General features: G+C 73.9%; 11 protein-coding genes, 2 pseudogenes and 2 riboswitches. Of the genes and pseudogenes, 10 read left to right on the top strand and 3 right to left on the bottom strand.

Annotated elements, in window-relative coordinates; genetic code table 11:
* Positions 1-66: 66 nt before the first annotated feature.
* Positions 67-221, bottom strand: a riboswitch (cobalamin riboswitch).
* Between the two features lie 45 nt (positions 222-266).
* Genes cobG through SGFS_RS47270 form a run of 3 tightly spaced genes read left to right on the top strand, consistent with a single transcriptional unit; the run spans position 267 to position 3,746 of the window.
* Entirely contained in the window at positions 267-1,562 is a 1,296-nt protein-coding gene (gene cobG, locus SGFS_RS47280; protein WP_286260400.1) for a precorrin-3B synthase, read from the top strand.
* 34 nt (positions 1,563-1,596) lie between these two features.
* On the top strand, positions 1,597-2,259 hold the full coding sequence (locus tag SGFS_RS47275; protein WP_286258834.1) for a precorrin-8X methylmutase: 663 nt from the start codon (positions 1,597-1,599) through the stop codon (positions 2,257-2,259).
* Positions 2,256-3,746 (top strand): precorrin-2 C(20)-methyltransferase, encoded by a 1,491-nt coding sequence (locus tag SGFS_RS47270; RefSeq protein ID WP_286258833.1) that lies wholly within the window; start codon positions 2,256-2,258, stop codon positions 3,744-3,746. Before SGFS_RS47275 ends, SGFS_RS47270 begins: the two co-directional genes overlap by 4 nt.
* Positions 3,747-3,766: 20 nt before the next feature.
* On the opposite strand, the gene SGFS_RS47265 is transcribed toward SGFS_RS47270, so the two are convergent.
* On the bottom strand, positions 3,767-4,513 hold the full coding sequence (locus SGFS_RS47265) for a cobalt-precorrin-6A reductase (RefSeq protein ID WP_286260399.1): 747 nt from the start codon (positions 4,511-4,513) through the stop codon (positions 3,767-3,769).
* Positions 4,514-4,672: 159 nt separating this feature from the next.
* Between SGFS_RS47265 and SGFS_RS47260 the strand changes: the two genes are divergently transcribed.
* Positions 4,673-5,806: a cobalt-precorrin-5B (C(1))-methyltransferase gene (locus SGFS_RS47260; RefSeq protein WP_286258831.1), complete on the top strand. Its 1,134-nt coding sequence runs from the start codon at positions 4,673-4,675 to the stop codon at positions 5,804-5,806.
* A 203-nt stretch (positions 5,807-6,009) separates the two neighbouring features.
* On the opposite strand, the gene cobM is transcribed toward SGFS_RS47260, so the two are convergent.
* A complete protein-coding gene (gene cobM, locus SGFS_RS47255) occupies positions 6,010-6,759 on the bottom strand; it encodes a precorrin-4 C(11)-methyltransferase (RefSeq protein ID WP_286258830.1) in 750 nt (249 codons plus the stop codon).
* Entirely contained in the window at positions 6,756-8,012 is a 1,257-nt protein-coding gene (gene cbiE, locus SGFS_RS47250; protein ID WP_286258828.1) for a precorrin-6y C5,15-methyltransferase (decarboxylating) subunit CbiE, read from the bottom strand. The genes cobM and cbiE overlap by 4 nt, the downstream gene beginning before the upstream one ends.
* On the opposite strand from cbiE, the pseudogene SGFS_RS47245 reads away from it, so the two are divergent.
* The 6 genes and pseudogenes from SGFS_RS47245 to SGFS_RS47220 form a co-directional block, all read left to right on the top strand.
* A pseudogene (locus tag SGFS_RS47245) lies at positions 7,975-8,565 on the top strand (hypothetical protein); the annotation flags it as partial. The gene cbiE and the pseudogene SGFS_RS47245 overlap by 38 nt on opposite strands.
* A gap of 126 nt (positions 8,566-8,691) precedes the next feature.
* Positions 8,692-9,321 (top strand): annotated as a pseudogene (locus SGFS_RS47240) (allantoin permease); the annotation flags it as partial.
* Between the two features lie 192 nt (positions 9,322-9,513).
* Positions 9,514-9,696, top strand: a riboswitch (cobalamin riboswitch).
* A gap of 30 nt (positions 9,697-9,726) precedes the next feature.
* Positions 9,727-10,428 carry an energy-coupling factor ABC transporter permease gene (locus tag SGFS_RS47235; RefSeq protein ID WP_286258826.1) on the top strand — a complete coding sequence of 234 codons (702 nt, stop codon included), beginning with the start codon at positions 9,727-9,729 and terminating at the stop codon, positions 10,426-10,428.
* Entirely contained in the window at positions 10,425-10,802 is a 378-nt protein-coding gene (locus SGFS_RS47230; RefSeq protein WP_286258825.1) for an energy-coupling factor ABC transporter substrate-binding protein, read from the top strand. Before SGFS_RS47235 ends, SGFS_RS47230 begins: the two co-directional genes overlap by 4 nt.
* A 6-nt stretch (positions 10,803-10,808) precedes the next feature.
* Positions 10,809-11,558, top strand: a complete 750-nt coding sequence (cbiQ, locus tag SGFS_RS47225; protein ID WP_286258824.1) for a cobalt ECF transporter T component CbiQ — start codon at positions 10,809-10,811, stop codon at positions 11,556-11,558.
* The gene (locus SGFS_RS47220; RefSeq protein WP_286258823.1) at positions 11,555-12,418 is read left to right on the top strand and encodes an energy-coupling factor ABC transporter ATP-binding protein; all 864 of its coding nucleotides are present in this window, start codon (positions 11,555-11,557) and stop codon (positions 12,416-12,418) included. The genes cbiQ and SGFS_RS47220 overlap by 4 nt, the downstream gene beginning before the upstream one ends.
* Positions 12,419-12,492: the final 74 nt, after the last annotated feature.

Genomic DNA, 12,492 nt, shown 5'->3' with positions numbered 1-12,492 from the left:
CGGCTGGGCCTTCCTCGGGGTCCGCGCCCCGGGCGGTGTCGGATCGGGTCTCCCCTGCTCGGGCGGGCCGAGTGCTCGGGGAAGGGAGTTCCTGGCTCGCCCGGCTCCAGGGCGTGGAGTGGGCTCACAGTGGCGGGACCGCGCCGGACTCACACCGGCTTCCTCCCCTGTCGCCGTCGTGGCGTCGGTGGACCGGATGATCCACCACGCAGCATAGTAAGGGGCGCCTCAAGAGGGCGGGGCATACAGCCGTGGTGGGGGTGGGTATGCTCGCCGCCATGTCCACAGCAGCTCTCCGTTCATCGTCCCAGGCCACAGCGGCCCCACGGGACCGCGGCGACGCCTGCCCGGGCACACTGCGGCTGCACACCGCGGACGACGGGGCGCTGGCCCGCGTACGGGTCCCGGGTGGCGTACTGACCGTTCGCCAGGCGGAGGCGCTCGCGGACGCGGCACGGCGGCTCGGCGACGGTGAGCTGCATCTGACCTCGCGCGGCAATGTGCAACTGCGGGGACTGGCGGACGGCTGCGGGGCGGAGCTGGCCGAACTGCTGGCCGCGGCCGGGCTGCTCCCCTCCCCCGGGCACGAACGGGTGCGCAACATCGTCGCCTCTCCGCTGTCGGGCCTCGACGGTCGGGGCCTGACCGATGTGCGGCCCTGGCTGTCGGCCCTCGACGCGGCGCTTTGTGCGAGCGGGGCGGCGCGGGCGCTGTCGGGCCGGTTCCTGTTCGCGCTCGACGACGGGCGGGGGGATGTGGCCGGGCTCGGCGCCGATGTGACGGTACGGGCGGACGTGGACGGCGGCGCGCTGCTGAGTCTCGGCACGGCCGACGAAGCGCTGCTGGTGCCCGGTGAGGACGCGCCCCGGGCCGCCCTGGTCGCTGCGGAGACGTTCCTGGAGGCCGTACGCGCGAGCGGCACCCGCGCCTGGCGGCTCGACGAACTCGCGCTGCCTGACGGCGAGTTGAGCCGTACGGTCGGTCGCCGACTCGCCGCCTGGGGCATCAGCTGCGAAAAGCGGGTGCGGGAGACCGCCGCCTCGGACGGGCCGCCGCCCGGGATCGTCGGCGACGCCCTGTCCGTGCACGTTCCGCTGGGGCGTCTCGCGGTCCTCCCCTGGCGGGAGTTGACGTGCGTCGCCGCCGGTGAACTGCGTCTGACCCCCTGGCGCGGCGTCGTCGTCCCCATGCCGGGCATGGGTGCCGCGCAGGTGTCCGCGTCGCTCGCCCGCCTCTCCGCCGCGGGCCTTGTCACCGATCCCGCCTCCCCGTGGCTCCGCGTGGGTGCCTGTATCGGCCGGCCCGGGTGTGCCAGATCGCTGGCGGACGTGCGGGCGGACGCGGCCGGACGCCTCGCCGCGGCCGGACGCGGCGGCCTCCCCCTGTACTGGTCCGGATGCGAACGCCGCTGCGGGCATCCGCGAGGCGACCGGATCGACGTGGTCGCCACGGCGGACGGCGGCTACCGGCTCGCCCTCACCGCCCGGGGACGAGAACCGCGAACCGCCTCCGTCGACCACCCCTCCCGACTCGCCGCCGCCCTGGCGGAGATCACCTCATGAGCCGCACGACGACAGCCGCACGAACAACAGCCGTATGACACCCGAGAGCAGCGAGAAGACCACCGTGACCACGTACGACTACGAGAAGGACGGCCCGGCCATCTACCGGCAGTCCTTCGCCACCATCCGCGCGGAGGCCGACCTCGCGGCCCTGCCCGCCGACGTCAGCCAGGTCGCGGTCCGGATGATCCACGCCTGCGGAATGGTCGACCTCGTACAGGACTTGGTGTACACGCCCGACGTGGTGGCCCGGGCCCGCGAGGCCCTGCGGGCCGGCGCGCCCATCTTCACCGACGTCCGGATGGTGGCCAGCGGCGTGACCCGCAAGCGGCTGCCCGCCGACAACGACGTGCTGTGCACCCTTTCCGACCCGGCCGTCCCGGACCTCGCGGCGCGGCTCGGCACCACGCGCAGCGCCGCCGCCCTCGAACTGTGGCGGGACCGGCTGGAAGGCTCGGTCGTCGCCGTCGGCAACGCGCCCACCGCCCTCTTCCGCCTCCTGGAGATGATCGACGAGGGCGCGCCCCGCCCCGCCGCCGTCATCGGCGTCCCGGTCGGTTTCGTCGGCGCCGCCGAGTCCAAGGACGCCCTGGCCGCGCACCCGTCGGGCCTGGAGCACATCGTCGTACGCGGCCGTCGCGGGGGCAGCGCCATCGCCGCCGCAGCGCTCAACGCGATCGCGAGCGAGGAAGAGTGAGCGGCAAGCTGTACGGGGTGGGGCTCGGCCCCGGTGACCCCTCCCTGATGACCGTACGGGCCGTCGAGGTCATCGCCGAGGCGGACGTGATCGCCTACCACAGCGCCCGCCACGGCCGGTCCATCGCCCGCTCGATAGCGGCGAAGCACATACGCGCCGACCATGTCGAAGAACCGCTGGTCTACCCGGTGACGACGGAGACCACCGACCATCCCGGCGGCTACAAGGGCGCCATGGAGGAGTTCTACACCGAGGCGTCGGCCCGGCTGGCCGCGCATCTCGACGCGGGGCGCACGGTCGCGGTCCTCGCCGAGGGCGACCCGCTCTTCTACGGCTCCTACATGCACATGCACAAGCGGCTCACCGACCGCTACGACACCGAGGTGATCCCCGGTGTCACCTCCGTGTCGGCCGCCGCGGCCCGGCTGGGCACGCCGCTCGCCGAGGGCGAGGAGGTGCTGACCATCCTGCCGGGCACCCTGCCCGAGGAGGAGCTGACCGCGCGGCTCGCCTCGACGGACGCGGCCGTGGTGATGAAGCTGGGGCGCACCTTCCCCAAGGTGCGTGGCGCGCTGGAGAGTTCGGGGCGGCTGGGCGAGGCCCGGTATGTCGAGCGGGCCACCATGGCCGGGGAGCGGGTCGCCGAACTGGCGGACGTGGACGCGGAGTCGGTGCCGTACTTCTCGGTGGCCGTGCTGCCCAGCCGGGTCGACGCCGAGCGGCCCGAGGCCCGGGAGCGGGGCGAGGTGGTCGTGGTCGGCACCGGGCCCGCCGGTCCGCTGTGGCTGACGCCCGAGACACGGGGTGCGCTCACCGCCGCCGACGACCTGGTCGGTTACACCACCTATCTGGACCGGGTGCCCGCCCGCGCGGGCCAGGTCCGGCACGGCTCGGACAACCGGGTGGAGTCGGAGCGCGCCGAGTTCGCCCTCGACCTGGCCCGGCGCGGGCGGCGGGTCGCGGTCGTCTCCGGCGGCGATCCGGGCGTCTTCGCCATGGCGACCGCCGTGCTGGAGGCGGCCTCGCAGAAGGAGTACGCGGACGTCCCGGTGCGGGTGCTGCCGGGCGTGACCGCCGCCAACGCGGCCGCCGCCCGCGCGGGCGCCCCGCTCGGCCACGACTACGCCACGATCTCCCTCTCCGACCGGCTCAAACCCTGGGAGGTCATCGCCGAGCGGCTGCGCGCGGCGGCCTCGGCGGATTTGGTACTGGCCCTCTACAACCCCGGCTCCCGCAGCCGCACCTGGCAGGTGGGCAAGGCGCGCGAGCTGCTGCTGGAGCACCGGGCGCCGGACACCCCGGTCGTGGTCGCCCGGGACGTGGGCGGCTCCGGCGAGCGCGTCCGGATCGTACGGCTGGCCGACCTGGACCCGGCCGAGGTCGACATGCGCACGATCCTGCTGGTCGGCTCCTCGCAGACGCGGGCCGTACGGCGTGGGGACGGCGAGGAGATCGTCTGGACGCCGCGCCGGTATCCGGAAGGGTGAGCGCGCTCGGCCGGTGAGGTTCAGCGGGCGGGGAGTCGCTCTTCGATCCAGCGGGCCGCCGCCTCGGGATGCGCCACCACGGGGACGCCCTCGGGCACGGGCGGTCTGCGCACCACGACGACGGGTGTCCCGGCCTCTCGGGCGGCCGTCAGCTTCGGCGCGGTGGCGGCTCCCCCGCTGTCCTTCGTCACGACGACGTCGACGCGGTGGCGGCGCAGCAGCTCGCGCTCCCCGTCGAGAGTGAACGGGCCACGGTCGAGCAGCACCTCCATACGGGGCGGATGTGGGGCCTCCGGCGCGTCGACGGACCGTACGAGGAACCACAGCTCCTCCAGGTCCGAGAAGGCGGCCAGGCCCATCCGTCCCGTGGTGAGGAACACCCGGCGGCCGAGCGTGGGCAGCAGATCCGCGGCCTCCTCCAGCGAGGCGACGTCGTGCCAGACATCGCCCTCGACCGGGGCCCAGCCGGGGCGGCGCAGTGCGAGCAGGGGAACATGGGCGGTGGCGGCCGCCCGTGCCGCGTGGAAACTCATGGTCCCGGCGAAAGGATGGGTGGCGTCGATGAGCAGGCCGACCTTGTGCTCGCGCAGCCACCCGGCCAACCCCTCGGTCCCACCGAAGCCTCCGACGCGGACCTCGCCCGGGGGCAGCCGGGGGCTGGCGACGCGTCCGGCGAGGGAACTGGTGAGCGTCAGGCCGGGCGTCCCGTGGAGCAGTTCGGCGAGGCGGCGGGCCTCCGTGGTTCCGCCGAGTATCAGTACGTGCATGGGGGTCCGGGTCCGTTCATGAGCGGTGACGTGCGAGGGGTCGGCGGGGCGCCGGGTTTCGGCGGGGTTGAGGGTGAGGCCCGGGCGCCCGAGGTCGGCGGGGCGAAGGGCGGAGGCGGGGCGCGTGGAGGCGGCGGCGCGGTGGACAGGAGCAGCGGCGTGCAGGGCGGAGGCGGCGGTGGTGAAGTCAAGGGTGGTCGTGGTGCCCAACTCAAGCACACCGGCCTGCGGCACGGCTGGACCACCGGCGCCTGTGCGACCGCGGCCACGACGGCCGCGTACACCGCGCTGCTGACCGGCGAGTTCCCCGACCCGGTGACCATCACCCTGCCGAAGGGGCAGACCCCGTCGTTCGCGCTCGCGGTCGAGGAGCTGAGCGGCGCGTCCGCGATGGCGGGGGTCGTGAAGGACGCGGGCGACGACCCGGACGTCACACACGGCGCGCTGGTCCGGGTGACGGTACGGCGTCTGCCCGCCGGGGCCGGGGTGGTCTTCAGGGCCGGACCCGGCGTCGGGACGGTCACCCGCCCGGGCCTGCCCCTGTCCGTCGGGGAACCGGCCGTGAACCCGGTCCCCCGCCAGATGATGCGGGACCACATCGCCGAGGTCGCCGCCCGCCACGGCGGCACCGGCGACGTCGAGATCACCGTCTCCGTCGACCACGGCGAGGAGATCGCCCGCTCCACCTGGAACCCGAGGCTCGGCATCCTCGGCGGCCTGTCCGTCCTGGGCACGACCGGGATCGTGGTCCCGTACTCCTGTTCGGCGTGGATCGACTCCATCAGGCGGGGCGTGGACGTGGCGCGGGCGGCCGGGCGGACACATGTGGCCGGGTGCACGGGGTCGACGTCGGAGAAGACCGTCGTCGCCGAGTACGGCCTGCCCGAGGACGCGCTGCTCGACATGGGCGACTTCGCGGGCGCCGTGCTGAAGTACGTGCGGCGGCATCCCGTCGACCGGCTCACCGTCTGCGGCGGCTTCGCCAAGCTGTCCAAGCTCGCCGCCGGGCATCTCGACCTGCACTCCGCCCGCTCTCAGGTCGACAAGGGCTTCCTCGCCGAGCTGGCCCGGCGCGGCGGCGCCGACGAGGCCCTGGCCGCCGCGGTGACCGCCGCCAACACCGGGCTGGCCGCGCTCCAGCTGTGCCTGGCGGCCGGGGTGCCGCTCGGCGACCTGGTCGCGACGGCGGCCCGCGACGAGTCGCTGGCCGTGCTGCGCGGGGCGCCGGTCGCGGTGGACGTCATCTGCATCGACCGGGCGGGGACGGTGGTCGGCCGCAGCACGGTCGCCTGAGGACCGCGCGACGAGGGGGCCCGGTGAGTTCCAGGGGGCGCCCAACTGCGCTCCCACTGCTGGACGAGCCCATGAGGTGCTCCCCTCCCCCGGGCGTCGGCGGCATCAACTGCGGCCCGGTGGGGGCGAGTCGCGCGGTTCCCGCGCGAGCAACCACAACGAACCCGCACCCACACCCACACCCACCAACGCCTCGCAAGGCTTCAGCAGACGTGCCGCTCGCGCTCCGGCGAGTACAGGTGGCTGTCCCCGAACTGCTCCGCGCCCAGCGTCCGACCCACCATGATCACGGCCGTGCGCAGCACACCCGCCTCCTTCACCTTCCCGGCGATCTCGTCCAGCGTGCCCCGGATGATCAGCTCGTCGGGGCGGGAGGCGTAGGCGACGACCGCGGCGGGGCAGTCGGCGCCGTAGTGCGGAAGCAGTTCGTCGACCACGCGGTCCACGTACTTGGCGGCCAGGTGCAGCACGATCAGCGCGCCGCTCCGGCCGAGGGTCGCCAGGTCCTCGCCCTCCGGCATGGCGGTGGCCCGGTTGGCGACCCGGGTGAGGATGACGGTCTGGCCGACGGTCGGCACGGTCAGCTCCCGCTTCAGGGCGGCCGCCGCGGCGGCGAAGGCGGGGACGCCCGGCACGACCTCGTACGGCACGCCCGCCGCGTCCAGCCGCCGCATCTGCTCGGCGACCGCGCTGAACACGGACGGGTCCCCGGAGTGCAGCCGGGCCACGTCGTGCCCCTCCTCGTGCGCGCGGACCAGCTCGGCGGTGATCTCGTCCAGGTTCAGCTGCGCGGTGTCCACCAGCCGGGCGTCCGGCGGGCATTCGGCCAGCAGTTCGCGCGGGACGAGGCTGCCCGCGTACAGACAGACCCGGCACGCGGCGAGCGTGCGGGCGCCGCGCACCGTGATCAGGTCGGCGGCACCGGGGCCCGCGCCGATGAAGTACACGGTCATCTGTCTGCTCCTGAAGCGGTGTCGAGGGTCTTCTGTACGGCCCACTGGGTCACCGGCATCGCCTGCCGCCACCCGGTGAAGCCGCCCACGGGCACGGCGTGCGCCACCGCGAGCCGCACCAGCTCGCCGCCGTGGCGTCGGCGGGCGTCGGCGAGCAGTGCCTCGGACTCCAGCGTCACCGTGTTGGCGACCAGCCGCCCGCCGACTTGCAGCGCCTCCCAGCAGGCGTCGAGGAGCCCGGGCGCGGTGAGCCCGCCGCCGACGAACACGGCGTCGGGCGGCGGCAGTTCGGCCAGTACGGCGGGCGCTGCGCCGGTGACGACCCGCAGCCCGGGCACGCCGAGCCGGTCGGCGTTGCGGCCGATGCGCTCGGCCCGCACCGGGTCGCGCTCGACGGTGACCGCCCGGCAGGAGGGGTGCGTACGCATCCACTCGATCGCGATCGCCCCCGAGCCGCCGCCGATGTCCCACAGCAGCTCACCGGGGGTCGGGGCGAGCACGCCGAGCGTGGCGGCGCGCACATGCCGCTTGGTGAGCTGCCCGTCGTGCTCGTACGCCTCGTCCGGGAGCCCAGGTACCGTGCCGAGCCGCAGCGCGTCGGGGGCGCGGCGGCACTCGACGGCGACGAGGTTGAGGGGATCGCCGGGCGGATGCGCCCACTTGTCGGCGGTGGCCTCGACGGTCACGCGTTCCCGCTCCCCGCCGAGCTGTTCGAGGACCCGCATCCGGCTCGGTCCGAAGCCGCGGTCCCGCAGCAGGGCGGCGACCACGCCCGGGGTGCCGGCGTCCGCGCTGAGCACGAGGAGCCGTCGGCCGTCGTGCAGGGCGGCGGCGAGCCTGGCCGTCGGCCGCCCGACGAGGGTGACGACCTCGACGTCCTCCAGCGGCCAGCCGAGGCGGGCGGCGGCGTAGGAGACGGAGGAGGGGTGCGGCAGGACGCGCAGCTCACCGGTCTCCTCGGCGAGGGCGCGGCCGATGCCGTAGAACATGGGGTCCCCGCTGGCCAGTACGGCGATCCGGCGGCCGGCGTGCGCGGCGAGCAGCCCGGGGACGGCGGGGCGCAGGGGCGAGGGCCAGGCGATCCGCTCCCCCTCGCACTCCGGCGGCAGCAGGTCCAACTGTCGCGGGCCCCCGATCAGGACCTCGGCGTCACGCAGGGCCGTACGCGAGGCATCGGGGAGGCCCCGCCAGCCGTCGGCTCCGATCCCGACGACGGTGACGGCGGGGGGCGGTCCTGGTCGTGCGGGGGTCACTACTCGGTACCTCGGGATTCGGGGGCGGATCTGGGGCAACAGGGGCGCACTCTACTGGGCGGTGACCTGCGCATGTGTGCCCGGGTGCTGCGGCGGCGCCGTGTCCGACCCACCGCCCCCGCACCCACATGTCGGGGCCGGGCGGACCGGCCGCCGCCCCGCCCGTACGACTCCTGGCCGCGACCGGCGGGACTCGGCAGGGACTCGGCAGGGACTCGGCAGGGACTCGGCAGGGACTCGGCAGGGACTCGGCAGGGACTCGGCAGGTGCCGAAACGAGTCGTTCACCGTGCGAGGGCCTTCCGGGAAACAAGCGTTTTCTATCGTGTCCGCTCATAGATTCCACGCTGCACGCGCAGTCGGACACGGTCCCGGATCCCACCGCACCGCCCGCTCCCCCACTGCGCGAGGCGGTCCATGCGAAGCTGCGCCCGCCCGTGCTCGACGGCGCGTTCGGCCCACGCGAGCGCCTCGGTGAGCTACGGACGGCGGCTCGGCTCGGGGTATCGCGGACCCCGGTGCGGACGGCGCCGGCGCGGCTGCCGGCCGACGGTCCGATCGAGCGCGGTGACAGCGGTTTCTCCTTGACGATCCCCCACCACGACCCGGCGGTCACCACAGCCGAGTTGGCCACAGCCGAGTTGGAGCGCTGGTACGCGCACATGACAGTGCACGCACTCGTCCTGGTCAACCTGGGCTTCGCGCTGGCCCTGATGGAAGCCGACATGTTCAGCTTCCTCAACAGCATCCTCGGCTTCTGCTCGAACTGCGCGATCGCCTGGGTCGTCACCGTCGCCACCGACATCGGCATCGGCATCGGCATCGGCATCGGCATCGGCATCGGCATCGGCATCGGCATCGGCATCAACAAGTACCTGCTGAAGCTCTCCCCGCTCCAGCCCGAGTTCCGCCGGGGCATGCTCCACGCCGTCAACCCGGTCGGAGTCGTGGCCTTCGTCGCCGCCTCCGGTCTGTCGATCGCCATGTACTTCCACGCACTGGGCGACACGCTCCAGCCTTACTCCCCCGTGGCCGCCGCCGTCATCGCGTTCGTCCTCACTCCGCTGATGGCCGTCGTCACCAAGGGCAGGTACTACCTGCGCCGCACCGACGACGGCATCGACGAGCCGCTGCTCGACTCGGCGGGCAACCCCAGCGCGACGACGTACGACTGCCATGTCTGCCACCAGCCCTACGAGCGCCCCGACCTGGCCGCCTGCCGGACCCACGACGCGATGGTCTGCTCGCTGTGCCTGAGCACGGACAAGGTCGGCGACCACGTGCTGCCCGCGCAGCCGTCGGCCGTCTGAGCCCCGGGGTCGGGCGGTGCGCAGAAGCCCCGCCGCCCGGCCCCACCTCTCCATGCCTCCTTGAGCACGGGAGCACGGCGGTCGGCCTACTCCTGTGCCGCGCGGGGCCGTTGGGGCGTGCGCCGGGGTTCGAGCCGTCCGGCGCCGTCCGCGCGCCCCTCGTTGCCGCTTGTCAGAGGCCTTGTGCGGGCACTACTGTCGCCACGCCTTGGTGAACGGGAAATCCGGTGTGATGCCGGTGCGGCCCTCGCCACTGTGATCGGGAAGTCCGGCTCCAGTCCTCACGGACAGCCACTGGGTCCTCGGACCCGGGAAGGCGGAGCATGGGCGGTGGTACCCGTCAGCCAGGAGACCGGCCAAGGCACGTCAACCATCCACGAGGTGCTGGAGAGGGTCTGCTGAGCCATGCACATAGCCGAGGGGTTTCTGCCGCCGGCGCACGCGATCGCCTGGAGTGTCGCATCCGCGCCGTTCGTCGTCCACGGAGTCCGTTCACTCACCCGTGAGGTCAGGGAGCACCCCGAGAGCACCCTGCTCCTCGGCGCGTCCGGTGCCTTCACGTTCGTCCTGTCCGCGCTGAAACTGCCGTCCGTGACCGGGAGCTGCTCGCACCCCACCGGCACGGGGCTCGGCGCCATCCTGTTCCGGCCACCCATCATGGCGGTCCTCGGCACCATCACCCTGCTCTTCCAGGCGCTGCTCCTCGCGCACGGCGGTCTGACCACGCTCGGCGCCAACGTCTTCTCGATGGCGATCGTCGGCCCCTGGGCCGGTTACGCGATCTACCGGCTGCTGCGGCGGTACGACGTGCCGCTGATGGTGGCGGTGTTCTTCGGCGCGTTCCTCGCCGACCTGGTCACCTACTGCGTCACCAGCGTGCAGTTGGCGCTCGCGTTCCCCGACCCGAGCAGCGGCTTCGTGGGCGCGCTCGGCAAGTTCGGCTCCATCTTCGCCGTCACCCAGCTCCCGCTCGCGGTGAGCGAGGGGCTCCTCACGGTGCTGGTGATGCGTCTGCTGGTGCAGTCGAGCAAGGGTGAACTGACCCGGCTCGGCGTGCTGCTGACCGGCAAGCAGAACCCGACAGGTAGCGAGGCGGTGGCCCGATGAGCCGGAACACGAAGATCAACGCCCTGCTGCTGCTCGTCGTGGCCGCGCTCGCCGTGCTGCCGCTGGCCCTCGGACTCGGCGACCACAAGAAGGAGCCGTTCACGGGCGCCGACGGCGAGGCCGAGACGGCGATCACCGAGATGGAGCCGGACTACAAGCCGTGGTTCTCGCCGTTGTACGAGCCGCCGTCGGGCGAGATCGAGTCGGCGCTGTTCTCCCTCCAGGCGGCACTGGGCGCGGGCGTCCTCGCCTACTACTTCGGTCTGCACCGGGGGCGGCGCCAGGGCGAGCAGCGGGCACTGGCACAGCGGGACGCCCAGGACCCGGCAGGCTCCGAGGCCGCCTCCGAGGAGTCCACGGCCGGGCGGGCCTGAGTCCTCGTGCTGCCGATCGACGCGGCGGCGCACAGCAGTCGCTGGCGCCGCCGCCATCCCGTGGACAAGGCCGTGCTCGGACTCGGCCTCACCCTGCTCGCGATCTCGCTCCCGCCCTGGCCCGGCGCGGCGCTCGTCCTGGCGACGGCGCTCGCCGTGCTCCTCGGCCCGGCGGGCGTACCCGGCCGTCGGCTGTGGCGCGCCTACCGGGTGCCGCTGGGCTTCTGTGTGACCGGAGCCCTGCCCCTGCTCGTCCAGGTCGGCGGGCCGGACGGGTTCGTCACCCTGGCGGAAGGCGGGCCGGTGCGCGCCGGGGAGCTGCTGCTGCGCACCTCGGCGGCCTCCCTCGGCGTGCTTCTCTTCGCCTTCACCACCCCCATGTCGGACCTGCTGCCGCGGCTGGTGAAGGCCGGGGTGCCCGCCCCGGTCGTGGACGTCGCCCTGGTGACGTACCGGATGAGCTTCCTGCTCCTGGACTCGGTGCGCCGTATCCGGGAGGCCCAGGCCGCCCGGCTCGGGCACACCACCCGGTCCGCCACCTGGCGTTCCCTGGCCGGGCTCGGGGCCATCGCGTTCGTACGGGCCTTCGACCGCGCCGCGCGGCTCCAGGACGGGCTCGCCGGGCGAGGCTACGACGGCACCCTGCGCGTTCTGGTGCCCGAGGCCCGGGTCTCCGTCCGCTTCACGGCGGCGAGCGTCGCGCTCCTCGCGACCGTGGCCGTCCTCACCTTCGTACTGGAAAGGCCGCTGACATGAGCGAGCCCGTGCTGGTCGCCCTGCGGGGCGCGTCCTTCGCCTACGAGGACGGCCCGGCCGTGCTCAGCGACCTCGACTTCGAGGTGCGCGAGGGGCGGGCGCTCGCCCTGCTGGGCCGCAACGGCAGCGGCAAGACCACGCTGATGCGGCTGCTCAGCGGTGGACTGCGGCCGGGCAGCGGCGGGTTGGCGGTCGAGGGGCAGCCGGTCACGTACGACCGCAAGGGCCTGACCCGGCTGCGGACGACCGTCCAGCTGGTCGTGCAGGACCCGGACGACCAGTTGTTCGCCGCGTCCGTCGCCCAGGACGTGTCGTTCGGGCCACTGAACCTCGGTCTGCCCGACGGCGAGGTCCGGGCGCGGGTGGACGAGGCGCTCGCCGCGCTCGACATCACCGCGCTGGCCGACCGGCCCACCCATCTGCTCTCCTACGGCCAGCGCAAGCGGACCGCGATCGCCGGCGCGGTCGCGATGCGGCCCCGCGTGCTGATCCTCGACGAGCCGACCGCGGGTCTCGACCCCGACGGCCAGGAGCGGCTGCTCGACACCCTGGGCTCGCTCCGCCGCTCCGGCACGACCGTGGTGATGGCCACGCACGACGTGGACCTCGCCCTGCGCTGGGCCGACGACGCGGCCCTGCTGACCCCGTCCGGTCCCCGTACCGGTCCCGTCGCCGCGATGCTGTCCCGCACGGACCTCCTCAGGCAGGCCGGGCTGCGGCTTCCCTGGGGCATCGCGGCCACTCAACTCCTCCGCGCCCAGGGCCTGTTGGAGGACACCGCCCCCGGCCCGCGCAGCCCGGAGGACCTGGCGGCACTCATGGCGGCGCCCGCCACGCGCCCGATACCGGCGGACGGCTGACGGGCCGGAAGCACGTTCCGGTGGTGGTCGACGGGCAGCAACTGGTCGTCGTCTCCGGCGAGGACCTTATGGTT

Origin of the sequence: Streptomyces graminofaciens, assembly GCF_030294945.1 — a bacterium.
Taxonomy (GTDB): Bacteria; Actinomycetota; Actinomycetes; order Streptomycetales; family Streptomycetaceae; genus Streptomyces; species Streptomyces graminofaciens.
The sequence above is the reverse complement of the archived record's forward strand: the minus strand, read 5'-3'. Positions and strand labels throughout refer to the sequence as shown.